This is a genomic window from Aquisalibacillus elongatus, assembly GCF_003843875.1.
In the GTDB taxonomy this organism is placed as follows: Bacteria; Bacillota; Bacilli; order Bacillales; family Alkalibacillaceae; genus Aquisalibacillus; species Aquisalibacillus elongatus.
In genome coordinates this window covers 275,007-299,691 of sequence record NZ_RKRF01000009.1, presented here as the reverse complement: position 1 = coordinate 299,691, position 24,685 = coordinate 275,007, and the positions used below count along the sequence as shown (strand labels likewise).

29 protein-coding genes and 2 pseudogenes are annotated in these 24,685 nt (G+C 36.1%); 19 read left to right on the top strand and 12 right to left on the bottom strand.

The genetic code is table 11. The features are described 5' to 3' along the window. Positions 1–52 precede the first annotated feature (52 nt). The 7 genes from rocF (at position 53) to glmS (ending at position 8,391) form a co-directional block, all read left to right on the top strand. Positions 53–955 (top strand): arginase, encoded by a 903-nt coding sequence (rocF, locus tag EDC24_RS09775; protein ID WP_124222058.1) that lies wholly within the window; start codon positions 53–55, stop codon positions 953–955. Between the two features lie 417 nt (positions 956–1,372). Then, positions 1,373–1,945 carry an RNA polymerase sigma factor SigW gene (sigW, locus tag EDC24_RS09770; protein WP_124222056.1) on the top strand — a complete coding sequence of 191 codons (573 nt, stop codon included), beginning with the start codon at positions 1,373–1,375 and terminating at the stop codon, positions 1,943–1,945. A 4-nt stretch (positions 1,946–1,949) separates the two neighbouring features. After that, positions 1,950–2,594: a zf-HC2 domain-containing protein gene (locus tag EDC24_RS09765; RefSeq protein ID WP_124222054.1), complete on the top strand. Its 645-nt coding sequence runs from the start codon at positions 1,950–1,952 to the stop codon at positions 2,592–2,594. 151 nt (positions 2,595–2,745) lie between these two features. Continuing rightward, positions 2,746–3,558: a diadenylate cyclase CdaA gene (gene cdaA, locus EDC24_RS09760; protein WP_124222052.1), complete on the top strand. Its 813-nt coding sequence runs from the start codon at positions 2,746–2,748 to the stop codon at positions 3,556–3,558. Further along, positions 3,551–4,792, top strand: a complete 1,242-nt coding sequence (locus EDC24_RS09755) for a CdaR family protein (RefSeq protein WP_124222050.1) — start codon at positions 3,551–3,553, stop codon at positions 4,790–4,792. The genes cdaA and EDC24_RS09755 overlap by 8 nt, the downstream gene beginning before the upstream one ends. Positions 4,793–4,828: 36 nt before the next feature. Continuing rightward, positions 4,829–6,175, top strand: a complete 1,347-nt coding sequence (gene glmM, locus EDC24_RS09750; protein ID WP_124222048.1) for a phosphoglucosamine mutase — start codon at positions 4,829–4,831, stop codon at positions 6,173–6,175. A 416-nt stretch (positions 6,176–6,591) separates the two neighbouring features. Continuing rightward, positions 6,592–8,391, top strand: a complete 1,800-nt coding sequence (gene glmS / locus EDC24_RS09745; protein ID WP_124222047.1) for a glutamine--fructose-6-phosphate transaminase (isomerizing) — start codon at positions 6,592–6,594, stop codon at positions 8,389–8,391. A 237-nt stretch (positions 8,392–8,628) separates the two neighbouring features. Here glmS and EDC24_RS09740 read toward each other — a convergent pair whose 3' ends face one another. Together EDC24_RS09740 and EDC24_RS09735 are read right to left on the bottom strand one after the other, a co-directional pair. After that, positions 8,629–10,641 (bottom strand): heavy metal translocating P-type ATPase, encoded by a 2,013-nt coding sequence (locus tag EDC24_RS09740; protein WP_124222046.1) that lies wholly within the window; start codon positions 10,639–10,641, stop codon positions 8,629–8,631. 128 nt (positions 10,642–10,769) lie between these two features. Further along, on the bottom strand, positions 10,770–11,114 hold the full coding sequence (locus EDC24_RS09735; protein WP_124222044.1) for a four-helix bundle copper-binding protein: 345 nt from the start codon (positions 11,112–11,114) through the stop codon (positions 10,770–10,772). Between the two features lie 164 nt (positions 11,115–11,278). On the opposite strand from EDC24_RS09735, the gene EDC24_RS09730 reads away from it, so the two are divergent. Beyond that, positions 11,279–12,775, top strand: coding sequence for a multicopper oxidase family protein (locus tag EDC24_RS09730; protein ID WP_170158538.1), 1,497 nt, complete (start codon positions 11,279–11,281; stop codon positions 12,773–12,775). Positions 12,776–12,796: 21 nt separating this feature from the next. Beyond that, on the top strand, positions 12,797–13,054 hold the full coding sequence (locus tag EDC24_RS09725) for an SHOCT domain-containing protein (protein WP_124222040.1): 258 nt from the start codon (positions 12,797–12,799) through the stop codon (positions 13,052–13,054). 51 nt (positions 13,055–13,105) lie between these two features. On the opposite strand, the gene EDC24_RS09720 is transcribed toward EDC24_RS09725, so the two are convergent. The 3 genes from EDC24_RS09720 to EDC24_RS09710 all read right to left on the bottom strand — a co-directional run bounded on the left by EDC24_RS09720 (position 13,106) and on the right by EDC24_RS09710 (position 16,058). Then, entirely contained in the window at positions 13,106–13,774 is a 669-nt protein-coding gene (locus EDC24_RS09720; protein WP_211342365.1) for a response regulator transcription factor, read from the bottom strand. Further along, entirely contained in the window at positions 13,767–15,062 is a 1,296-nt protein-coding gene (locus tag EDC24_RS09715; RefSeq protein WP_245998090.1) for a sensor histidine kinase, read from the bottom strand. Before EDC24_RS09715 ends, EDC24_RS09720 begins: the two co-directional genes overlap by 8 nt. A 93-nt stretch (positions 15,063–15,155) precedes the next feature. Then, on the bottom strand, positions 15,156–16,058 hold the full coding sequence (locus EDC24_RS09710; protein ID WP_124222036.1) for a F510_1955 family glycosylhydrolase: 903 nt from the start codon (positions 16,056–16,058) through the stop codon (positions 15,156–15,158). Positions 16,059–16,241: 183 nt separating this feature from the next. Between EDC24_RS09710 and EDC24_RS09705 the strand changes: the two genes are divergently transcribed. Beyond that, positions 16,242–17,537, top strand: a complete 1,296-nt coding sequence (locus EDC24_RS09705) for an APC family permease (RefSeq protein WP_124222035.1) — start codon at positions 16,242–16,244, stop codon at positions 17,535–17,537. A 75-nt stretch (positions 17,538–17,612) separates the two neighbouring features. On the opposite strand, the pseudogene EDC24_RS09700 reads toward EDC24_RS09705, so the two are convergent. After that, a pseudogene (locus EDC24_RS09700) lies at positions 17,613–17,759 on the bottom strand (ImmA/IrrE family metallo-endopeptidase); the annotation flags it as partial. Between EDC24_RS09700 and EDC24_RS09695 the strand changes: the two are divergent. Both EDC24_RS09695 and EDC24_RS15515 read left to right on the top strand, forming a co-directional pair. Then, complete coding sequence (locus EDC24_RS09695; RefSeq protein ID WP_124222032.1) at positions 17,713–17,994, top strand: monothiol bacilliredoxin BrxC family protein; 282 nt, start codon at positions 17,713–17,715, stop codon at positions 17,992–17,994. The pseudogene EDC24_RS09700 and the gene EDC24_RS09695 overlap by 47 nt on opposite strands. 215 nt (positions 17,995–18,209) lie before the next feature. Continuing rightward, positions 18,210–18,395, top strand: coding sequence for an HIRAN domain-containing protein (locus EDC24_RS15515; protein ID WP_425455182.1), 186 nt, complete (start codon positions 18,210–18,212; stop codon positions 18,393–18,395). 40 nt (positions 18,396–18,435) lie between these two features. Here EDC24_RS15515 and EDC24_RS09690 read toward each other — a convergent pair whose 3' ends face one another. The 4 genes from EDC24_RS09690 to EDC24_RS09675 form a co-directional block, all read right to left on the bottom strand. Then, positions 18,436–18,975, bottom strand: a complete 540-nt coding sequence (locus EDC24_RS09690) for an NAD(P)H-dependent oxidoreductase (protein ID WP_170158537.1) — start codon at positions 18,973–18,975, stop codon at positions 18,436–18,438. A gap of 104 nt (positions 18,976–19,079) precedes the next feature. Then, complete coding sequence (locus EDC24_RS09685; protein WP_124222028.1) at positions 19,080–19,454, bottom strand: universal stress protein; 375 nt, start codon at positions 19,452–19,454, stop codon at positions 19,080–19,082. 114 nt (positions 19,455–19,568) lie between these two features. Continuing rightward, positions 19,569–19,913 (bottom strand): DUF2178 domain-containing protein, encoded by a 345-nt coding sequence (locus EDC24_RS09680; protein ID WP_211342364.1) that lies wholly within the window; start codon positions 19,911–19,913, stop codon positions 19,569–19,571. After that, entirely contained in the window at positions 19,906–20,142 is a 237-nt protein-coding gene (locus tag EDC24_RS09675; protein WP_124222025.1) for a helix-turn-helix transcriptional regulator, read from the bottom strand. Before EDC24_RS09675 ends, EDC24_RS09680 begins: the two co-directional genes overlap by 8 nt. Positions 20,143–20,501: 359 nt before the next feature. Here EDC24_RS09675 and EDC24_RS15510 point away from each other — a divergent pair, with 359 nt between their 5' ends. The 3 genes from EDC24_RS15510 (at position 20,502) to EDC24_RS09660 (ending at position 21,539) form a co-directional block, all read left to right on the top strand. Next, positions 20,502–20,768, top strand: a complete 267-nt coding sequence (locus EDC24_RS15510; RefSeq protein WP_124222024.1) for a TIGR04104 family putative zinc finger protein — start codon at positions 20,502–20,504, stop codon at positions 20,766–20,768. 75 nt (positions 20,769–20,843) lie between these two features. Further along, complete coding sequence (locus tag EDC24_RS09665) at positions 20,844–21,074, top strand: hypothetical protein (protein ID WP_124222022.1); 231 nt, start codon at positions 20,844–20,846, stop codon at positions 21,072–21,074. Positions 21,075–21,185: 111 nt separating this feature from the next. Next, positions 21,186–21,539 carry a DUF2200 domain-containing protein gene (locus EDC24_RS09660; protein WP_124222020.1) on the top strand — a complete coding sequence of 118 codons (354 nt, stop codon included), beginning with the start codon at positions 21,186–21,188 and terminating at the stop codon, positions 21,537–21,539. Positions 21,540–21,598: 59 nt separating this feature from the next. Here the strand turns inward: EDC24_RS09660 and EDC24_RS09655 are convergent, their stop codons facing one another. Beyond that, positions 21,599–21,907 (bottom strand): hypothetical protein, encoded by a 309-nt coding sequence (locus EDC24_RS09655; RefSeq protein ID WP_124222019.1) that lies wholly within the window; start codon positions 21,905–21,907, stop codon positions 21,599–21,601. Between the two features lie 28 nt (positions 21,908–21,935). Then, positions 21,936–22,091 (bottom strand): annotated as a pseudogene (locus tag EDC24_RS15315) (IS1595 family transposase); the annotation flags it as partial. A 141-nt stretch (positions 22,092–22,232) separates the two neighbouring features. Between EDC24_RS15315 and EDC24_RS09650 the strand changes: the two are divergent. The 4 genes from EDC24_RS09650 to EDC24_RS09635 are packed head-to-tail and all read left to right on the top strand — an operon-like array spanning position 22,233 to position 24,584. Beyond that, positions 22,233–22,604: a GntR family transcriptional regulator gene (locus tag EDC24_RS09650; RefSeq protein ID WP_124222017.1), complete on the top strand. Its 372-nt coding sequence runs from the start codon at positions 22,233–22,235 to the stop codon at positions 22,602–22,604. A gap of 5 nt (positions 22,605–22,609) precedes the next feature. After that, the gene (locus EDC24_RS09645; RefSeq protein ID WP_124222016.1) at positions 22,610–23,479 is read left to right on the top strand and encodes an ABC transporter ATP-binding protein; all 870 of its coding nucleotides are present in this window, start codon (positions 22,610–22,612) and stop codon (positions 23,477–23,479) included. Next, entirely contained in the window at positions 23,472–24,077 is a 606-nt protein-coding gene (locus EDC24_RS09640) for an ABC-2 transporter permease (protein ID WP_124222014.1), read from the top strand. Before EDC24_RS09645 ends, EDC24_RS09640 begins: the two co-directional genes overlap by 8 nt. Before the next feature lie 18 nt (positions 24,078–24,095). Then, positions 24,096–24,584, top strand: coding sequence for a small multi-drug export protein (locus EDC24_RS09635; protein WP_170158536.1), 489 nt, complete (start codon positions 24,096–24,098; stop codon positions 24,582–24,584). Positions 24,585–24,685 lie beyond the last annotated feature (101 nt).

The following is a 24,685-nucleotide window of genomic DNA, read 5'->3' as shown; positions in this document are numbered from 1 at the left end:
TGAACCAATATAAGCGTAATGGATAAAATGAGTTTGGATGGAGGGAAAAGCAATGAATAAAAAATTAGCAATCATTGGAGCTCCAATAACAATAGCCCAACCAAATATGGGAGTCGATTTAGGCCCTGATGCTATTAGATATGCCGGTTTACATAATCGATTAGAATCTTTAGGTGTGAATTTTTATGATTATGGCAACCTAGACGTCCCAAAGTCAGGAACTGATCAAAAAGACCCCAAAACAAATTTGAAGAATTTAGAGCAAGTAGCAGAAGGCAATGAACAAATTGCAAATAAATTAAATGAAGTAAAAAAACAAGGTGAGGTTCCACTAATATTAGGTGGGGACCACAGCATCGCAATTGGTAGTATTGCTGGTGTTGCACCTTATTATAAAGAAATGGGTGTTATCTGGTATGATGCCCACCCTGATCTCAATACAAATGAGACGTCACCCTCAGGAAATATACATGGAATGTCCTTAGCAGCAAGTATTGGCTTAGGACATAAGCGTCTAACCTCTATTAATGGACAAGGTCCTAAAGTAAAACCTGAAAACATCGTTATTATTGGCGCGAGGTCTATCGATGAAGGTGAACGCAAATTAATTCGTGAAAAAGGAATCCGCGTGTATACGATGCATGACATTGAGACATTAGGTATGAGTCACGTAATGAAAGAGGCAGTTGAATACCTTCGTGAACGGACAGATGGTGTTCATTTAAGCCTGGATGTTGATGGAATCGATCCTCAGTTTACTCCAGGAACCGGAACACCGATAGAAGGTGGCCCATCGTACCGTGAGACGCTTTATGCTATGAAGACACTGCACGATTCCGGAATCATTACTTCTGCTGAAGTAGTGGAAGTTAACCCACTATTAGATGATCAAAATAAGACCGCTGTTGTGGCAGCCGATATGATTGCTGCGTTATACGGTGAGAAATATTTATAAGCATTCATAAAAGCCAAAGTGTAAATTTAAGGCGCTTTGGCTTTTTTCTATGATCAGATTAATATTCTGGAATTGGACACTTTTTTTTCCGGAATAGAGACTGACTTATCGGGAATTGGACAGCGCTTTTCGGGAATTGAACATAACATATCGGAAATAGAATATTCCTTTCCGAAAATAGAACCTGTCATTTCGAGAATAAACCCCATCATTCCGGGAATAGAGTCGTTATTTTCTAAATTAAAACTCCACCAAAGATCATTTTTTATGACAATATTTTGAATTCAAATTTTATTTTTCCAAATTTCAAGTATAATAGGGTGAGATTATAATGTGTCATGCTTCTATAAATTTTTTGAAACCTTTTAGTGGAATCATTCGTATTTAAGCATGACCGCATTTTGCGGGGGAACTGATATGGATTTTAGGTTGAATCAGTTGATTAAACAAGTCAAAAAGGGTAACCATGAAGCTTTCGGTGAAATTATTGATAACTATCAACATGCGATCTATCAACATTGTTATCGAATGCTAGGTAATCATCACGATGCTCAGGAAATGACGCAGGAGACGTTTGTCCGTGCGTATACAAACATCCAAACCTTTAAGAAGAAAAATAAATTCTCACCATGGCTTTATCGGATCGCAACTAATTTATCCATAGATTGGATGAGAAAAAAGAAACCAATCCATATTCTAGACCAACCAGTTCGAGAAGACCAACAGCAAACCTTATTAGACCAAATAAATAGTGAAGAAAAAACCCCGGAGGAAAGGTTTGAGACAAAAGAATTAAACGAAACGATTCAAGAAGTTTTACTTACTTTACCTACCAAATATCGTTCCGTAATTGTTTTACGTTACGTAAGGGATTTATCTTTACAAGAGATTGCTGAAGTTTTAGACTTACCTGTTGGTACCGTGAAAACGCATCTACACCGAGGTCGAGAAGCGTTAAGAGAAAAACTGGTTGAGGTCAATAGGAGTTGATTAGATGGCGTGTAACCAAGTTTTCGAGGATGAGTTACATCATTATTTAAACCATGAATTAACTTATGAAGAAGAGATTAATTTAAAACATCATATTATGTCCTGTCGTGCGTGCCAAAAACACTACCAGGAATTAAAACGAGTAGATCAAAAGCTTTCTGATATAAAAGATGTCGAAGTTCCTTCTGATTTAAAGTGCAATATTATGGCTCAATTGCCAAAGGATTCGAGGTTCAAACGAGGGCGGAAGATTGTTAAAGAGCACCCTATGATCTCAGCAGCGGTGGCATTTTTTATCATGTTATTTATCTCTACCTTAATGAATTATCATTCGAATCAACAAATGTCACTATCAAAACATGAAGGTGTTGTTACGCAAGGGGACCGAGTCATTATCCCTGAAGGTGAAATCATAGAAGGCGATTTTATTGTTCGGAATGCAGAAGTAGTGCTAGAAGGTCAAATAAGAGGTAATTTGACCCTAGTAAATAGCCAAGTTATTGACCATACAATTCACCATGGTGATCAATTTAATAAATACAACCATCATGTAGAAGGAAAAGTTGTTGAGATTGATCAATATGTGCACTGGATTTACCACAAAGCTGAAAATGAAATCAAAAGCTTTATGACATTCGTTACGCCATAAACGTTTAGTAGAAAACTCTGCTAAACGTTTATTTTTTGCTACGGAACAAGCTTAAAAGTATGCTATAATTATGATGGGAAAATATTGGCGTAAATTTAAAGTTTAATTGATATAGACAAGAGTGAAATTCAAGCGTAAGGGTGTGTCATACGTGTGGCAAGATCAAAGCCTGATTGATATATTAAAAATTATCGTAGACATAGCAGTTGTCTGGTTTGTTATATATAAATTATTCACATTAATCCGTGGAACAAAAGCCGTTCAATTATTGAAGGGAATTTTTGTCGTCCTAGCGATTTGGTTTTTCAGTTCCGTACTGGAATTAGCTACCGTACAATGGTTAGTCCTACAAGCGATTGATTGGGGTTTCCTTGCGGTAATTATCTTGTTCCAGCCGGAAATCCGCCGCGCTTTAGAACAGCTGGGGCGTGGAAGTCTTTTTGCCAGACATTCCTATTCCCAGGAAAAAGCAATTAATGATACGATTGAGTCAATCATTAGTGCTTGTAAATACATGTCTAAACGCCGGATCGGTGCATTAATCACCATTGAGCGTGATACCGGCATGAGTGAATATGTTGAAACAGGTACTGATGTGAATGGTAGATTAACGAGTCAGCTTCTAACGAATATTTTCATGCCAAACGCACCCCTACATGATGGAGCGGTTATCATAAAGGACGATGAAATTGTTGCGGCAGCCTGTTACTTACCGTTAAGCGAAAGCCCGTTTATTTCGAAGGAACTTGGGACCCGTCACCGAGCAGCGATGGGGATTAGCGAAGTAACAGATGCATTTACAATTGTTGTATCTGAAGAGACGGGCATGATTTCAGCAACGAAAAATGGCGAGCTGCACCGCCGTCTTGAAGAAGAGGATTTAAGAAAAATGCTGATGAAAGAACTTCACTCCAATTTAGACTCGAATAAGTCGTGGAACTGGAGGGGAAAGAACAATGGATAAATGGATTAAAAGCCCGTGGTTCACACGAATTGTATCGTTATTTTTGGCGTTGTTATTGTATTTAACAGTGGCGTTAGATGATGCTAATTCACAAGATTCCGATCAGGCATTTCTGTTCCCATCAGGTTCTGACGAGGCGGAAACGATGGAAAATGTCCCCCTCCAAGTTGAACTGGAAGAAGAACGCTATGTCGTACGTGGAGTGCCTGATACGGTAGAGGTGACGGTTGAAGGTCCTGTTAGTTCTGTCACACAAGCCGTTAGACAACGGAATTTTGATGTATTTATTGATTTAAATGACCTTGAACCTGGAACGCATGAAGTGGATGTTCAACATCGAGGTATGTCGAGTCAATTAGGGGTCTACATAGAGCCTCAAACGATTGAAGTAACCATTGAGGAGCGTTCAAGTGTAACGAGGCCGGTCGAGCTTGATTTTGTCGGTCAAGATGGAACGGACATGAGTGAGGTGTTTGCATCAACGCCGACCATTACCCCAGAGGAAGTAGAAATTACTGGACCTAAAACAGAAATTGATCAAATTGGAATGGTTAAAGCCATTGTCGAGTTTAATGACTTAGCAGAAGATGGCATTGCAAGAAGTATTCCAGTTAAAGTCTATGATCCTCAAGGTAATGAATTAAATGTATTTATTAATCCTTCAACGGTAACGATAGAAGCAGATGTATCCGTTCAGGACAAGCGCTTCCCGCTATCACATGATACCGTTGGGGAACTAGACGATAATTTAGTATTGGAATCTATTAATTTAACACCTGTTACAGCAACCATTTATGGACAAGAAGAAAGGTTAAATGAGATTAATCAACTATCACCTGTGATGATTAACTTATCCGATATAACAGAGACAACAGAGTTTGAGACAGAGCTTGATGTGCCAACTGATATCCGAAAAATAGAGCCGGAATCTGTCGGCGTAGAAGTGGTTGTAACAGAAGCGGACGAGCGTGAGTTGTCCGATATGGAAATAGAAGTTGAGAATTTAAGAGAAGACCGTGAGATTGTGTTCCTTGAGCCGGAGGAAGCAACAATCGACATAACAACGATTGGAAAGGCAGAAGACTTAGAAGACTTAACAGAAGATGATATTCGTGTTTGGATTGATGTATCTGAAACAGTTGAAGGTGAAGTCTTCGCAAATATTCAAGTTGAAGCACCAGAAGATATCCGTTGGCGTACCAATAGAGAACAGGTACGTGTACGAATCGAGTAAATCGTGACAATGGAAGAGATAAAGGAGCGAAAAAATATGGGTAAATATTTCGGTACAGATGGTGTCCGAGGCATAGCCAATACAGAACTAACACCAGAATTAGCATATCAACTTGGCCGTTGTGGTGCATACGTGTTAACAAAAGATGCAACAGAAAAGCCTAGAATTCTAGTTGGGAGAGACACAAGAGTATCTGGAGAAATGTTAGAAGGCGCTTTAGTTGCTGGTATCCTATCAGTAGGCGTAGAAGTGATGCGCCTTGGCGTTATTTCGACCCCTGGAGTCGCTTATTTAACGAAAGCATCAGGCGCACAGGCTGGTGTTATGATCTCAGCTTCACATAATCCGGTTGAGGACAACGGAATAAAATTTTTTGGTTCTGATGGGTTTAAATTGTTAGATGAGCAAGAAGACGAAATTGAACAATACTTAGATGCTGAATCAGATGAATTACCTCGCCCGGTTGGTGCAGATGTTGGCCAAGTAATGGATTACTACGAAGGCGGCCAAAAATATTTACAACACCTAAAACAGACGATTGATCAGGACTTTGAAGGTGTCAAAATCGTCCTAGACTGTGCACATGGTGCTACATCTCCATTAGCGTCACACTTATTTGCTGATTTAGAAGCTGATATTTTTGCGATTGGTGCATCACCGGATGGCCTTAATATTAATGATGGCTACGGTTCAACCAACCCAGAAAAACTTAGAGAAACTGTGGTCGAACAAGGCGCCGATATCGGCTTAGCCTTTGACGGTGATGGTGACCGCTTAATTGCTGTTGATGAAAAAGGAAATATTATCGATGGCGATAAAATTATGTATATTTGCGGCCGTTTTTACAAAAACCAAGGTCGCCTAAAGCAAGATACAGTTGTAACAACCGTAATGAGTAATATCGGTTTATACCGTGCTTTCGATCAATTAGATATAAAAACGGTGAAAACGAAAGTCGGCGACCGTTATGTTATGGAAGAGATGCGTAAGTCCGGATACAACCTTGGTGGCGAGCAATCCGGCCACATCATTTTCTTAGACCATAACACAACAGGTGATGGCATGTTATCGGCTTTACAGCTAGTTAATGTCATCCAAGAAACCGATAAATCATTATCAGAGCTAGCCGACGATATTAAAAAGTTCCCACAAGAGCTTAAAAACGTCCGCGTGACTGATAAACACGCCGTGACGGACAACGAAACGATCAAACAAGAAATCGACCGCGTCGAAGCGGAATTAGGAGATAAAGGTCGTGTGTTAGTTCGACCTTCTGGTACAGAGCCAGTTGTTCGAATCATGGTTGAGGCACCGACGAAGGATGATTGCGAAAAATACGTCAATCAAGTTGTAAAGGTCGTCGAAGAAACACTCGGAATGTAATTTCATCATATAATAAGCATAGGGGTCACACCCTATGCTTTTTTCTTGTAAAGGAAATGTAATTGACCTTTGACTAGAAAATACAGTAAAATAAGAATTGTCCGTTTGAAAAGGACATGATTCGGGAATGGAAAGGAGCGTAGTCGGAAAACTTAATACAAAAGCGCCAGGACTATTTCTATGAACGGTTTTAATAGAAATAGTTGACGAGGAGAAGGTTTCATCGAAAAATCGGCGGGTGCCTTCCAGCTGTCAATCATCTCAGCTGAAAAATTTTAGTTGAAAACATAGAGGCGACTCTATGCACAACCAGCTAAAACAAGATGACCAAAAAATGCAGAATACGAGAAAGGGGCAAACGAATGCCCCTGACATCAGGACTTTGTTTGCCTCTTTCGTCTAGGAGGTAACGAACTATGTGTGGAATTGTAGGATATATCGGTAACGAAGACACAAAAGAGATTCTTTTAAAAGGACTAGAAAAACTTGAATACCGTGGTTATGACTCAGCAGGTATTGCCGTACGTTCAGAAGATATGAATGTATTTAAAGTTAAAGGACGTATTGCGAACCTAAGAGAAGCGGTCGATGAAAGTGTTCATGCAACAACCGGAATCGGTCACACACGCTGGGCAACACACGGTGAGCCAAGCGAAACGAACGCTCACCCTCACCAAAGTTCAACTGGCAGGTTCACGTTAGTTCACAATGGTGTCATTGAAAACTTTGAAGAACTTAAACGTGATTATCTTGAAGGTGTGAACTTTGCGAGTGAAACAGATACAGAAGTGATTGTTCAGCTTATCGAAAAATTTGCTTTAGAATCAGGTAATACGCTTGAAGCGTTCCGTAAGACGGTTAGTTTACTACACGGATCATATGCACTAGCAGTATTAGATTCAGAAAATCCAGATGAAATATTCGTTGCGAAAAACAAAAGCCCATTACTCGTTGGCTTAGGTGAAGACTTTAACGTGGTTGCAAGTGACTCAATGGCAATGTTACAAGTAACAGACCAATTCGTTGAGCTAATGGATGAGGAAGTTGTTATTGTTAAACAAGACAATGTCGAACTTCAGAAATTAGACGGAACAACAGTAGAACGTGAACCATTCACAGCTGAAATCGACGCAAGTGACATTGAAAAAGGCACTTATCCGCATTTCATGTTAAAAGAAATCGACGAGCAGCCTTTTGTTATGCGTAATATCATCCAAGAGTATCAGGATGAAAATGACGATATTAAGCTAGATGAAGATATTCGAAAAGCCATGAGTGAATGCGACCGCGTATATATTATCGCTGCGGGCACAAGCTATCACGCTGGCTTAATCGGTAAAGAATTTTTAGAGAAAATCGCAGAAGTACCAACAGAGGTACACGTCGCAAGCGAATTTTCATATAACTTCCCACTACTATCTGAAAAACCACTGTTCGTGTTCATCTCACAAAGTGGTGAAACAGCAGACTTACGTTCAGTATTAGTGGAAACAAACAAACTAGGACACCCAGCACTCACGCTTACAAACGTGCCAGGGTCCACCCTTTCTCGTGAAGCAACTTATACGATGCATCTGCATGCAGGCCCTGAAATTGCCGTTGCATCAACAAAAGCCTATACCGCACAAATGGCTGTATTAGCGATCTTAGCAGTCGATACAGCCCGTGCAAAAGGCTTAACATTAGACTTCGATCCAATGAAAGAACTAGGCATCGTCTCAAGCGCAATGGAATCATTATGCGACCAAAAAGAAGTATTCGAGCAAATCGCTCGCGACTATCTATCAACCACTCGCAATTGCTTCTTTATTGGACGCGGCCTTGACTACTTCGTTGGATTAGAAGGCGCATTAAAACTTAAAGAAATCTCATATATCCAGGCTGAAGGATTCGCTGGCGGAGAACTCAAACACGGTACAATCGCGTTAATCGAAGACGGCACACCAGTCATTGCCCTTGCAACACAAGAACACGTGAACAGCTCGATTCGAAGCAACGTTCAAGAGGTTGTTACACGTGGAGCAAATGACTGCATTATTAGCCTAGAAGGACTAGATCGTGAAGGCGATGCATTCGTCATCCCTAACGTTCATTCACTTCTAACACCATTAGTCTCTGTACTACCATTACAGCTAATCTCTTATTACGCTGCCCTTCACCGTGATTGTGACGTTGATAAGCCGAGGAATTTGGCGAAGTCGGTTACAGTTGAGTAATAGAACTAAAAAAGCTGAGGTTGTTTTCAATTTACAACCTCAGCTTTAATATTATCTCCTATTATTTTTAGCTTTATACAAACTTAACCACAATTCTTTCATCTAATTCATATTTATAAACTGCAAAAATAGCTTTATATAATTTTCTGGTTTTGCATCTAGTGTATCGATGATAAATTCCTGCAAAGGGATCTGCCTCGAATGATTCATTTCCGAATGAGGAGCTGTTTTCAGAATTTATGCTTTTAATAATTTCGCATTAATTGCAACAATAACAGTACTTAGACTCATCAACATCGCACCTACTGCTGGGCTTAGCACAACTCCAATTGGAGCTAGTACTCCGGCTGCTAAAGGGATGGCTATAATGTTATAGCCTGAAGCCCACCATAGATTTTGCACCATTTTACGATACGTTTTTTTGGATAAATCAATCAATGATACGACATCTTTTGGATTGCTTTGTACTAACACGACATCTGCTGTTTCCATCGCGACATCTGTTCCAGCTCCAATAGCAATCCCTAAATCAGCCGTTGCCAATGCTGGTGCGTCATTAATTCCGTCTCCTGTCATAGCCACGCGTTGTTTTTTACTTTGGATTTCTTTAATATGATTGGCTTTATGGTCTGGTAATACTTCTGCATGCACCTCATCTATTCCAATTTGCTTTGATACCCAATTAGCAACTTTCTGGTGGTCACCAGTTAACATAACAGGTTGAATACCAGCATCTTTTAACAATTTAACAGCTTCTTTTGCTTCGTCTTTGATAATATCTGCTAGTGCTATCATGCCCATTAATTGTTGATCCAATAGAACAAACACGACAGTTTTTCCTTGATCTGATAGTTGATTAAAAGAGTCTTGGTCAAAGTTAATACTATTTTCTTGAACATACTTGGGACTCACAACTTTAATTGTTTGGCCGTCTACTTGACCTTCAATTCCTTCTCCAGTAGAAGAACTGAAATTTTCAATGTTCTTTAAAGTAATTTCTCGTTCTTCAGCAGCGTGAACGATTCCTTCAGCAATAGGATGTTCGGATTTTTGTTCGACGCTCGCGGCTAATTGTAGTATTTCCTCTTCGCTTGTCTCGTTTGGAATAATGTCTGTTACACCAAACTCTCCTTTTGTTAAAGTCCCTGTTTTATCAAATACGACAGTGTCAATTTGTCTCGCATTTTCAAAATTAACACGGTTTCGGATTAATAGCCCTTGTTTTGCGGACAATGCGGTAGACACCGCTACCACTAATGGTGAGGCTAGTCCCAAAGCGTGTGGACATGTAATAACCATGACGGTCACCATACGTTCTAGAGCAACATCAAATGAATAGCCTAAGCTGAGCCATATAACAAGCGTGATAATACCCGCAGCAATCGCAATGTAGAATAACCACTTCGCTGCGCGATCAGTGAAGTCTTGAGCTTTTGATTTGGAAGCTTGAGCTTCCTTTACTAAATCAACAACTTGAGACAAATATGAATCATTTCCTGTTTTCTGAACCTTGATAGTTAACGATCCTTCTTTATTAATTGAACCGCCGATCACTTCGTCATTCTGTTGTTTTTCAATCGGAACAGATTCCCCGGTTAACATCGATTCATCAACCGAGGTATGGCCATCCAAAATCAAGCCATCTACAGGAATCTTTTCACCTGGTTTAACTAAAACATGATCATTTATTTTTAACTCAGACACTGATACTTCTTCTGCTTGGTTATTTTCATTTAATCTGTGCGCTGTATTTGGCATCAGTTTGACTAATTCCTCTAACGCATTGGAAGCTCCCATAATCGAACGCATTTCAATCCAATGTCCGAGTAGCATTATATCAATAAGTGTCGCAAGCTCCCAAAAGAAGTTTCGTCCTTCTAAACCAAAAACGGTTAGTGAACTATAAACATACGCTACAACAATTGCAAGACCAATTAGAGTCATCATGCCTGGATTTTTTTCTTTTAACTCATCGATTCCACCAGTTAGAAAAGGCCATCCTCCATAGAAAAATATAAAGGTTGATAGTCCAAATAAAATGTATTGATCATAAGTAAAACGCCAGTCTACTCCTAAGAATGATTGAATCATTGGTGATAATAATAATATCGGAATAGTTATGGCTATTGAAATATAAAGTCGTTTCTTAAAATCCTGAACCATATGCTCATGATGATTATGATGGTCGTGCTCTTGGTGGTCCTCATGGTTTTCGTGATTATGTTGGTGATGCTCATGATTATGGCTCATCAATCTTTCACCTCTTTTTTTAGGTTTTATAATTCTATTCACTAATAATACTATTTTTAAACACTAACTATGTACCAATGGTTTTTATGCACAAAAAAAGGACAGGCATAGACCTGTCCCGTCTTGAATTACCCTGCCATTTGACGACATTGTTGAGCACACTCACGACAAATTTGAGCGCATTCCTTACAATGTGCATCCTGGAAATTTTCACACTCCATAGCACATTGTTCACAAACTTGAGCGCAGACACCACAAAGGTTCGTCGCAAAAGTACTATTACGTGACATGTATTGTGCTGCTTGTCCACAAATTTCAGCACAATCATTTAAAACCTGAATACACTGAGCTCTTGCTTGTACATCAGGCTCTTGTAAACACGCAGTAAAACATTCTTCACATGCTCTTAAACATTTAAGGCATGCCTCAATACAACTATCCATATTAGTAGGTGATGTTGATAGTACTCCCATTAGTTCGTCCTCCTTATGTTGTAGTTCATCAATTATATTATCCAAAGTGTCTGATAATATGAGCAAATTAATGTCAATAATTGATTTAATAAAAACTGTTCAGTTTATGTGCACAAAAACTGCATATGTTTTGGCTAAAATTTAGGCATGAGGAGGTTAGAATAGTGAATAAAAAAATTATAGGTTCCATTTTAATAATATTGCTTCTATTTTTAGGATATAGTAGTTATCATTGGATTTTTAATGAAGGTTCTGATGGTACACCACAACTGGTCAATGGTGAGATTAACATTGAAGAGTTATACAAAAATGATTTTAGTGACCAAAATATAACTGAATATAATTTGACTGCTGAGGAAGTTGAATGGTCATTAGAAAATGGTAAAAAAGTTAATGCTTGGACTTATAATGGTTCAGTACCAGGTGAACCTCTCCGTGTAACGGAAGGGGATATTCTAAAAGTTAATTTAAAAAATAATTTAGATGTTCCTGTTACAATCCATTGGCATGGGGCTATTTTACCTAATGTCATGGATGGTGTACCCGACTTAACTCAAGAAGCTGTACAACCAGGTGATACATTTACTTACCAATTTGAAGCGAAGCACCCAGGGACATATTGGTATCATTCGCACCAACATAGCGCCTTACAAGTTGATAAAGGCCTATATGGTTCATTAGTAGTTGAAGAACGTGATCAACAAAACAATTATGATCGTGAACAAATACTTATATTAGATGAATGGGCGACAGACAGAAATCCAGAAAGTTTAACAACAATGCCTGGTATGATGATGGGTGGAATGAATGGGGAAGCTGATACGAAACAAATGTATGATACTTATACAGTTAATGGTAAATCTGGGACTAGCATAGAGCCAATAATGGTGAAAAAAGGAGAAAAAACTCTTCTTAGAATTATTAATGCTGGGTATCAAGTTCAAAGATTAAGTTTTCCAAAAGGGACTACAAAAGTCGTTGCTTACGATGCGATCAAAACATTGGATAAAAATAATCAAGCTAGTGTTATAGAGGTTGCACCTGGAGAAAGGGTAGATTTAGAAGTATCAAACCATCAATCTAAACCTTGGTTCGTATCAAACCTTACTTCATTAGAAGATGGTGTTAACGCTAGTATACCAGTTATTACAAATAAGAATGATAATTATGAAAACATTGAACCTAATCAAGCTAAAGAAGGTTCAAGTATCGATGGCGCAACTCTTGGTAATAAAAATCTTATCTTTGAAGATACACCTAATCAAGTTGATGTTAGTTATGAAATGGATTTAAACATGGGAATGGACATGGGTGATGGCATGGTATTTCAAATTAATGAGCAACAATTTCCTAATACCCCACCCATTGAAGTGGAAGAAGGGGACATAGTTAAAGTCGAAATCAACAATAATGGACGTTTTAACCACCCTATGCATTTGCATAGCCATCGATTTCAAGTTGAGTCGAAAAATGACCAAAAATTAAATGAACCAATCGTAAAAGATTTAATTAATGTTAAACCAGGAGAAACCTTTGAGATTTTCTTTAAAGCTGATAATAAAGGAGAATGGTTATTCCATTGTCATGATAATAACCATGCAGACCTTGGTATGATGACAATTGTAGATTATGAAAGTGTTTACTCTCCGTTTGTTGAGTAAATATGAAAAGGAGTGTTTCTTATGATGAATGGTAACATGATGAATGATGGGATGGGAGGAAGTTTTTTTGGAAATTTCCTATTTAGTATTATTATGATTATCATCATTGTGTTAATTGTAGTAATAGTAGTATGGATGTTTAAAGGTGAGAATAATAAAGAAAGGAAGGACTCAGCTTACCCTGAAGGCGATTCATTAGAAGTGTTGAAACGCCGACTTGCCAAAGGGGAAATTACTGAAGAAGAATATGATCGATTAAAAGATAAACTAAAAAGTTAAAAGAAGCTGACTTTATTGGTTAGCTTCTTTTAACTTTTGAAACCACTAACATTATTTTATCCACTTGTATCCAACCCCCCATACGGTTATTAAATGCTGATCAACTGGAAAGCCTACTTTTCTAATCTTATCTCTTATATTACGTATATGGGAGTCAACGGTTCTCCCTTCAACATCTGTGACATATCCCCAAATTAAGTCTATTAATTTTTCGCGTTCATAAACTTGATGTGGGTTCCTTAATAAATAACCAATCATGTTAAATTCCTTTGGGGTTAACTTGATTATTTGATTTCTATATGATAATTCAAATTTATCTTTATCCCAGACTAAGCCATTTGTTTCAATAATATTTTGGGGTTGTGTTCGTCTAAGTAAAGCTTCCATTCTAGCAACTAATTCATGTTCGTCAAAAGGTTTTGTAATATAATCGTCCGCTCCTAGTTTCAACCCTTTTATGAGGTCTTCTTGTTGGTCACGTGCTGTTAACATAATGATAGGTATATTTGAAAAAGTTCGTACTTTTTGGCATAACTCAAATCCACTCATTTCAGGCATCATGATGTCTAAAATCATAATATTTATATCATCTTCTTCTAAAATTCTTAAGGCTTCATGTGCATTAGTTGTTTTTGTGCATATAAAAGAATGAGTCTGTAAATACACTTCAATTAAATCAAGCATTCTAACTTCATCATCGACTACCAAGGCTTTAAACATATTTTTCACCCCTTGGGAGATTAACTTTTACACTTGTTCCCTTTCCTAATTCACTTACAATTTTAATGGACCCTCCATGTGATTCAACGATTTCTTTTGCTATAGTTAAACCTATCCCAGAACCCCCACTTAAACGCGATCGTGATTTGTCAATTCTGTATAAACGATTAAATAAGTATGGAATTTCTTCCTCTGGAATACCTTCCCCTTCATCAGTTATCAAAATCTCAATTTCATTAGATGTATCCGATACATTTAAAGTTATTTTACCACCTTCGAATGAATGTTTTTTGGCATTATCTAATATGTTGATTAAAACTTGTTGTATGCGAGGAGGATCAATAAAGGCAACTAAACTTTTTGGACAATGTTCTTCTATGGTTAAATTTTTATCATTAAAAGCTGGCCTTAATCTGTTAATGACAGATTGTATAACTTCACACAACGGAGTCCATTCTTGGTTAATGGCAAACTTATTCTGATCCACTTTAGCCAAGTCAAATAAGTTTTTGATTAAAATAGATAACTGTTCAGCTTCATCTTTAATAATAGAACTATAATTTTTCGTATCTTCAATCTTAATGTTAGGACGATTGATAATATCTGCATAACCTTTAATATAGGTTAAAGGTGTTCTTAGTTCGTGTGAAATATTGGTTAAAAACTCACTGCGCTCAGTCTTTAGTTGATCTAAATCATGAGATATTCTTGTGATGGTTTTTGCTAAGCTACCTAATTCATCATTTCTCTTTAAGTTTAATTTAATCTGTTTATTTCCCTTGTAGATTTGCTCGGTCGCTTCTTTGATTTTAATGAGTGGTGACGTAATAAATTTAGATAATATCAATATAGTTATAATTGTTAGTATAATGGTGAGTATACCAATAATTTTAAATTGATTTCCTAACTGCAAGAGCATATTTTTTACTTTATTGGTTTCCGCAAACATTAGTACATGCCCTTTGATTTCTCCATCAACTTTAATCAGACTATCAGATGCTATATATTTTTTGGTTTTCCATTTTTCTTCAATAATTTCTCCATCAGAAGAAATAGGTTGTTGAACTGCACTTTGAATGACTTGTTTAATTTCAGGTTCTACGGGATTAGAATTTACGATGACATTGCCATTTGTGTCTGTTATTACGACGACAAAATCTGATGCAGACTCCATGATTCCAACATGCTCCATAGTAGATTTATTATAATGATCTTCTAAAACATCTCGATGTGTATTACCCCTTGCCAGTAAATTATCCATGACTTCATCTACTTGATTATTAGCCAAATTTGTATAAAGAATGAAAAATAGCAACAGTTCAACAAGAACTATAAATATAAAAAATAATAGTCCAACCTTAATAGAGAGTTTATTCATCATTTACTGAACACTACCACTTCTAGATATTAAATCCCATGACTCCATATGATCCTTACTAATAAAAATATCATCTGAATAAGTATAAATAACATATTCATCTTCATTATTTGGATTTTGTGCAATGTACTTAGGGGCGTCCTCACCTATGTCCGGTAAATTCTTCACCGTTTTCTCTTTCGTTTCAAGTTTATAAGTTGTTAAGGATGCTTCTCCGTTAAATGAAGCGTAAATTAGTGTCTGTTCATTAAAAAATAATCCGGTGCCTTGTTCTTGGTTAGTCAATAAATTGAAATTAACGCCACCATCTTCAGAAAAGTAAACCCCAGCTGTAGTTGCTATGGCTAATAGATTAGAATTTGTCGGATGAATAGCCAAATCTACATATTCCCCTTTTACACCTACTACTGATATATTTTTCCAAGTGTCACCTTCATCTTTGCTTATATAAAACCCTGATTTTAATTCAGAATTTGGTTTAGGATTATATAAAAAGATATCGTGACTGCTATAACCAACAGCTAACAAGTGAAAGTCCGTTTCACCAACGAACCCTAAACTTTCTAATGTTTTGCCGCCATCTAAACTTCTTTGTAATCCAATTGGATTCGGTAGATCGGATTGAGCACTTGGGTGTCCGGAAGTATAAAAGCCACGATCAACAACGTTAAACCCCATATAATCATTTATGTTTTTATTTGTCTCATACCATTGCTCATTATCATAATACTTCAGTCCAGCATGGGTACCAAACAATAAACGTCCTTCTTCGGTGTACCCCAAACCGTGGACATGGGTTAATTGGTCACCTTGCATTTTTTGTTCAAATGATGATTCATCAGCTGAACAACCAATTAAAACTAATAAACTAATTATCCCAATGATTATAAATACTTTTGATTTCATTTTGCGACTACCTCCACACTGTATTTATCATTTGAATTATATCACTTAATTATCAAGTTTCTATGCAGAAAATTGGTTTATTCAGTGAAAGGCAACATCAGTTATTTCAATACTAACTTCACATTTTTTGCACATTTATAGGGAACCATTTAAAAGATAGGGTATTAAAAAAGAGGTGATATTATGTCTCAGTATAAAAAGAATAGTATTACACTGATTGGAGCCATTGGCTTAGGTACAGGAGTCATGATTAGTGCTGGAATTTTTGCTCTATTAGGTCAAGTAGCTGAACTAGGTGGCAAGTGGTTTCCGTTTATATTTATTTTAGGAGGTATTGTCACGGCATTTAGTTCTTATTCTTATATAAAACTTAGTAACTCATATCCATCAGCAGGCGGTATTGGGATGTACTTAGTTAAAGAATATGGTAAAGGGACTCTCACAGCATTTGCAGCACTACTAATGGCTTTTTCAATGGTAATCAATCAAAGTCTTGTGGCAAGAACCTTTGGGACGTATTCATTGCAATTGTTTGATATGGATGAGAGTAGTCTTTGGGTTCCTGTATTAGGCGTGATTCTATTAATTTTTGCTTTCATAGTTAATATTTCAGGTAATAAGTTTATACAGTCATTTACATCTTTCGTTTCGTTGCTTAAAATTATTGGTCTGCTAATTTTTGCAGGGGCAGGACTCTTGGTGACAAACTTTGCTTTGAGTCCAGCCGAAAGTACAGGGCAATCACCTGAAACGAGTATTGCAAGCTTTATTGCTGCGATTGCATTAACCGTCTTATCTTTTAAAGGGTTCACAACCATCACCAATCAAGGTGAAGAAATTGTAAAACCAAAGAAAAATGTAGGACGAGCGATTACGTTTTCTATTTTAATTAGTTTAATCGTTTATATATTATTAGCATGGGCAGTGTCCAGTAATTTACCGTTGAATGAAATTATTCAGAAAAAGGATTACGCGCTTGCTGCTGCTTCAGAACCAGCTTTAGGCAATCTAGGTGTTTGGTTTACAGTCATTATTGCTATCATTGCTACAATCTCAGGCATTATTGCTAGTGTGTTTGCCGTATCAAGAATGTTAGCTATGCTGACTAAAATGGATTTAATCCCTCATAGCCACTTCGGAATGCCTGGTAAAATTCAAAGGCATACATTAGTTTACACGATTGTGATTGCTATGATTTTAACTGTACTTTTTGACTTAAGCCGGATTGCTTCTATGGGGGCCATCTTATACTTGGTCATGGATATGATTATTCATTGGGGTCTACTAACAAAGCTGAAACAAAAGGTTGATTTTAATCGATTTATTGTTATAGGTGCATTAATTTTAGACGGTCTAATTTTATTAGCATTCCTCTGGGTGAAAATAAAAACAGATATACTTATCGTGATCATTTCAATTATTATAATGGTCCTTACTTACTTAGGGGAAAGATGGTTTTTGAAACTAAGTCAAAGTTAATACATTAATTAAGTTTAATTATAGTCTGTTAATAAAAATAGGTTGCTCTTTTAATTAAAGAACAACCTATTTAATCTAATATAGTCCCAATTTTCCTAATCTAATTAAAAGTGCTTGCTGGCTTACATTAAACTTTTTTGCTAACCCTTGTATACTATTGTCGTCATCTAAATCAATGCCTACCTTTAAAACTTCATTCTTTAAAGCACTTTCTGGCATTAATAATGCAGCTGCAGATGTGGAAGGCTGGCGAAAGGTTGGGGAAGATAAATTAGATTGCTATATGGTAAAAGTTATTGAAAGCAGAAGAATATCCAATGAAATTGTAAGGAGTACAGGCCTTGCACATAAATCACCCCAGATTCTCCTTATAGATAAACAACAAATTGTATGGAATACATCACATTGGAAGATAACAGAACATCGCATAAGGAAAGCGGTGCGTAAATTATCGTAAAGAGCACAAAGGGAATGGCATTAGAAGGCAAGCAGATTAAATTACTCTGTTAACGGGAGCGAGTGTTCAATAAGAGCAGTCGCTTCTTGTGCTAAAGAGCAGATTGAACAATATGACATTGAAAATATTATTAATACACGCTTAAAGATTAACATTGGATATAATATTGATGATGAAACTTATGATTTTTATATAAAGAATTTTAGCAAACTTCCTTGCTAATAAATGAATGTAGTTTTTTAGAATATGAAAGAGACTTTAAAAACCAGTATGATCCATACGCTATATTAATTAAATTTAAAGAGAGAAGTATTGGTTTTGTATCTAGAGAGTTTACCAATAAAATTGCTACCGATATTGATTTGAATGAGACGCATTTCTTGACGATATTCTTTATATAAGTCACTTACCTGTAAAATAGGGGTCTGATCCTACATACGCTTACGATTTTCGATGGAATTTAAACGATTTTGATAAATAAGCAATATATGCCTCAGCAATTTGCTTGTAATCCTCTGACGTCTCAAGTTCTTGTTCGAATGTTGCAAACAATGGCAGTGATTTTGTCCGTATAAAATTACACGTAGCGGTAAATGGTGCCATCACTTGATCAATCGTATGGCGGTGTAATCCGTCAAACCTGTAGTCTTCCGCAGTAAATCCAGAGCTAACAGCAATACCAAACTCTTTTCCTTTGAGCGCATGCTGACCTCTAAACGCCCAACCACGTTCTAAAACAAGATCAAACCATTTTTTTAGCAATGGTGGGTAACTATACCAGTAATTTGGAAACTGGAAAATAACCCGATTGTGTTCTTCTAATAAATGCTGTTCACGTTTAATATCAATTTGTTCATCTGGATATTTTTCATATAAGTCATGAACAGTAATATCGGTTTCATTCATAATCGTTTGCTTCAAATGTTTATTTATCACAGACTCTTCCATTGATGGATGTGCAATAATTACCAACGTTGCCAACATCATTCCTCCTCAAGATGTTTTAGGGCTGTCCCCTTAAACCCGTACTCTTTTGGCCATAATTGATTCTCCTCCAGCATTTCACACAATTAAAATTTGATGATTTATTTAATAATTAATACCGGACAGTTTGCTCGTTTTGCCACCTTATGACTGACACTACCTAAGACCATTTCCTGAAAAGCGTTTAAACCTCGACTACCGATGATGACGACATCAAAGTTATGATCATTGGCATGCTCAACAATGGTTGGACCAGGTTCACCATTTAAAATGTTAACTTGATAATTGACTCCTGCTTCAATGAATTTCCTTTCAATTCCGTTTAATTTATCCTTTTGAATGTTTGTAACACCGATCTTATTCCAATTGTGTAAGGTCTCGGTTTTTACTTTTGAACTATCTTTGACATATACAATCTCAATATATGAATCATTTTCTAGATTAGCTAAGCCTCGAGTTGTTAAAGTATTTTGCATGATGTAAACTCCTTAGATGAATATACTTTATATATTTCCTAAATAACTAATTGTAAATACTTAATATTGTGTCTTAGTTATTTTTCTTTATAATACGATTATTAGTTTAATACTTTAGTTAGAAAAGTCCATTTTATATCGAACAGCAAGATAGATTCCTGAAACGATGAATGCAAGAGAATACTTAAATAGGAAGAAAATTTGCCACATATATTCTTTTGGAAAAATTATGTCGGACATAATTACTACAAATAAAATAATAGAAGCACTTCTTAAATGTATTTGACTTACTCTTTCGTCAGGTTTGCCTATTTTTTTGTAAAATGAAAAAGTTAAAATCAATCCAACTAAAAGCAATACAAAACCAATACCAATCAGCATATTCCAATTACCCGGCTCTGCATCTGCCCAGGTTTTTAAAGGGTGAAAAATTGAATTTAACATTTGATCATTATTCATTTGAATCATTTCCTTTCTCATAAGTAAAAATATCGTTAACATCAACATTAAAAAAATCGGCAATTCTGTAGGCTAATAGTAGAGTCGGAACATAATTACCTTTTTCCATGACGAAAATGGTTTGTTTAGAAACCCCGACTTTTTCTGCTAACTCTTTCTGAGACATTCTGGCAAGTACTCGATATTCGTAAACCTTATTGGATATCGAATCACCAGGCTTCTTTTTCATTACCATCACCTCTTGTAAAGATGGTAAACTATTTTTTTACAAAAGTAAAGTAAACTTATACAAAATAATAAAATACTTTTATTTTAGGTTGATTTATTTATATATTATAAGAGTCAGAATACTGAAAGAACCTGACGTAGTTATGGATTTTCGTCAGGTTCATAAATTACATGTTTTTAAATTAAAGCCTTTAATTTACTATAGTTATGAAACTTTTATTAAAAACAAATCGTATCTATGGGAAGAAACAATAGTGTTTAAATTGTAATAATTTCAAAGTTTTTTGTTAGGTCTGTTAAATTTAGTTGTTGATAATTTTCGATGAGTCAATTACTAGTTAATATAGAGGGTAGATTATTATGAAATTACCTACTTGTTGGTCTTGTGATTATAAATTCAAATGGAAAGAACTTATATTTTTTATAGAGGGACGAAAAAAGTGCCCAAAATGTGAGGAAAAGCAATATACTACTACACATTCTAAATGGAAAATGGGAATGGTATTTTTACCAGCGTGGCTTTGTACTTTCATAAATTTATATTTAACTATATCTCTTTTTCTTATTTGTTATTATTTTATGCTCTATCAAGTGGAGTTTACCGATAAACAACAACCTTTATATTAAGCCATAATTTTATTAACAGATTCGTTAATTTAAAAACTAATAAATAAGTGAAATATTAGAAAGGAATGACAACCTATGTTATGGATTTTGACGCAAGATAAGGATAGCTTGATCAATGTCAAAGAACTTACGGTTAATGGGAAGAAAATAAAGGGCATAATTGGAAGTGCAACATTAGATGAATGGAGTAAAAGTATAGGCAAATATCAATCCAATGAGCGAGCATTAGAGGTAGTAAGTGAAGTGTTTAATAAAATTGAAGAAAACCAAGGACATTCAGTCACTTTTGCTATGCCAAAAGAATAAATCACGTTAATAATAAAGTATGATGACAAAACGGTTGGAAAAGTATGGTCTGTCACGCCACGCAATCGCTAGTAAAGACGATTGATTTATAAAAAGAAAGGAAGGTTGTTTATGGCAAAACACAAAATCTATACCATGAGTTTCGCGAGTGTTTACCCTAATTATGTTAAGAAGGCTGAGAGGAAGGGACGCACGAAAGAAGAAGTGGATGAAATTATTCGTTGGTTGACTGGGTATAGCCAGGAGGATTTAGAAGCAATACTGGAATACAATATCGATTTTGAGACTTTTTTTGAAGAAGCTCCACAATTAAACCCTTCACGAAGAATGATTAAAGGTGTAATCTGTGGTGTGCGAGTTGAGGACATCGAAGAACCGATGATGCAGGAAATTCGCTACTTAGATAAACTGATTGATGAGCTTGCAAAAGCTAAGACAATGGAGAAGATATTGAGGACATCATAATTTTGGGCTGAGATCGTTTTTATTCGATCTCAGTTCTTTTTTTAGTCTTTATTTACATTCTAACACTCTGTTACAGTAAATTCGTGAAGGTCACCGCTGTTAGCGTCAATTGTGATTGACCCAAACTCACAGTCTTCGTCTATTACCCATTCAACAACGTAGTATCCAGAATCGAGCTTTACAGACTTTATTTCTATATTCTCTTTATCTTCCTGAAAGTCTTCAGTAATGACTTCTATGGCATTTGATATTGCCTTATCTTCAGAAATGATATCCTCTCCTTCGGAACTCCGCGTCTCTGTTGTTCCACAGGCACCTAGAAATACATAAAGCAACAAAAGAACTAAAACAAAAATCGTCCTCTTCATATTACTCCCCCAATAATATAGTCAACAACTAAAAATTATTAGAAAACTTTGACAATATTAGTATATCATAAGTTTCAATATTTGGAATTATATTTCCATTAATCATCAAATTATTACTGTTCACTTCGTTTCTTTGATGGTGGATGCTCTTTGAAACCCGAAACCAAGTAAGGTAGCTGTTTAGGATATCCAATCAAATATCAACAATGAACTTTAACAGATCCTTTTTAATAAAGTAGTTGCACTAAATAGTTAGTGTGTATATAATGTATATATAGTATATATACATTATGCAAGGACACTGATCAGTAAAGAGGGATCAAATATGCAAATTATTATTTCAAACAGCTCCAAAGAACCAATTTATGAACAGATTATAAACCAAATTAAGTCCTCCATATTGTCTGGTGATTTAAAGGAGGGGACAGCCCTTCCGTCAATACGTCAATTGGCCAAGGATTTACAAATTAGTGTTATCACCACAAAGCGGGCATATGAAGAACTGGAAAAGTCGGGGTTTATCTACTCTATTGTAGGTAAAGGTTCTTTCGTGGCGGAGCAAAACCTAGAAGTTATACGCGAGAAAAAATTAAAAGTCATTGAAGAACAGTTAAGTGCAGTCATCGAAAACAGCAAAGAGATTGGTTTATCATTTGATGAATTACAAGAATTGTTAGAGCTTTTGTATGAGGAGTGAGGGTTATGGAAAATGTAGTTGAACTAAAAGGTGTTACGAAGGCATTTAAAGGTTTTTCTGTAGATGATATCAACTTGGAAGTGAAAAGAGGTTTCATCACGGGATTCGTAGGAGCAAACGGTGCGGGTAAGTCGACGACAATTAAAATGATGATGAATCTATTAAAGCCAGATCATGGGGAAGTTAAAGTTTTCGGGTTAGATTATAAAACAAATGAAAAGGAAATCAAAGAACGTATCGGTTTTGTCTATGATGGTAATGTCTTTTATGAAGGATTAAATCTAAAAGATATTAAGCAAATTGTTGCTCCAGCTTATAAGCAATGGGATGATGAGTTGTTTAATTATTATATTGATCGGTTTGATTTGCCTCTTAATAAAGCTATGAAGAAACTTTCAAAAGGGATGCAAATGAAGGCTTCATTAGCGATTGCACTATCACATCATGCTGAACTTATTATCATGGATGAACCAACGGCAGGACTAGATCCTATCTTTAGACGCGAGTTTCTGGATTTATTACAAGAGTTAATGATTGATAGTAATCGTACTATTTTCTTTTCATCACACATTACGACGGACTTGGACCGTATTGCTGATTATATTGCCTTTATCCAAGATGGTGAATTGGTGGTTAATCAATCGATTGAAGAAGTTGCTGAAAATTACGCGATAGTAAAAGGGGAACTGGAGCTTTTAGATCAAGATACAGAGAAAGCTTTTGTTGAAGTGCGCCGTGCTTCAACGGGTTTTGAGGCACTAACAAATAACTTAAAAGAAGTGAATGATATTTTTGGAGATTCTGTTGTGATCGAAAACGCAACTCTTGAAGATATAATGTATTACCTTCGAAAGGGTGGTGTACACCATGTTTAACCTAATTCGGCGAGATATCATTTTACAAAAGAAGATGATGTTAATCTTTATTCCGTTTATCTTATTTTTCATTATCATGGATACAACTACGACTTTAACCGTCTTAGTAGCCAGCCTTTTTATACCTTTTAATGCGTTTTATTATGATGAAAAAGCAGAGACTAATATTTTATTAAATTCTTTACCATATACACGTAAAGAAATTGTCGCATCACGATACCTTGGTGCCGTTGTCTATATGGTATTAGCAGTTGGCTTTACTAGTTTATTGCTTTTTGTATTTAATCAATCTTTTTCATTAGATGAGATTGCGATTGGAAGCGGTATGTTTTTATTTTTTGCTGCATTAACCTTTCCTATCTTTTATATATTTAAACCTGGATACCTTATGGTTGTTGTGTTTATTAGTTTTTTTACCTTTCTATTTATAATGGAAAATGCAATTCCTTATATATTAGAGAACTACACTGCATTAGCTGAATATGTCATGGACCTTTCAACTCTAGAGCAGTATTTAGTAGGGTCATTGACTGTTATGTCATTCTATATGGCCTCCTGGCTAGCTTCAACAATCATTTACCAACGGAAAGCATTATGATGAAGGGGTTGAATAGCTTTGTTCAGAGAAACAGTTCAAGATGTTTTTAGTTATTTAAGTGAAGTTAATGAATTCATTCAGTCAATTGGGATTTTCCTATTGTCTTTAATTCCTTTTGTTGAATCACCAGGTGGTACAGCAATCGGTGCTCTAATCGGCCTTCCAATTATATTTGCTTTAGCAATAAGTATAATTGGTAACTGGCTGTCTTTAATGGCCATAATCTTGCCATTTAATGCTTGGCTTGTTAAATTTCGTAATGCGAAACAAAAGGGCTTTATTCATAAAAGGGCTAGTAAGGCGAGAGAAAGATACGAAAAGTATGGTGTTCCAGGTGTAGCGCTTCTTGCCCCACTAGTCGCTTCTGGTCATATTGCAGCCTTTGCCTCATTAGCAGCGGGTGCAAGCAAAAGAACTGTGGTCTTTTGGCATGTGGTTAGTATTGTTGTATGGGGTGTCATTGGGGCAGGATTAGGTTTATATTTAAAATCTGATGTGATTTCTTAAGCTTATTTATTATTATTTTCTCAATATTCCTTTACAAGAATATTCAGTTTAAGGTATATTTACTTCAGATGTGAAAACTATGGGTGTATAAGTAACAAGAG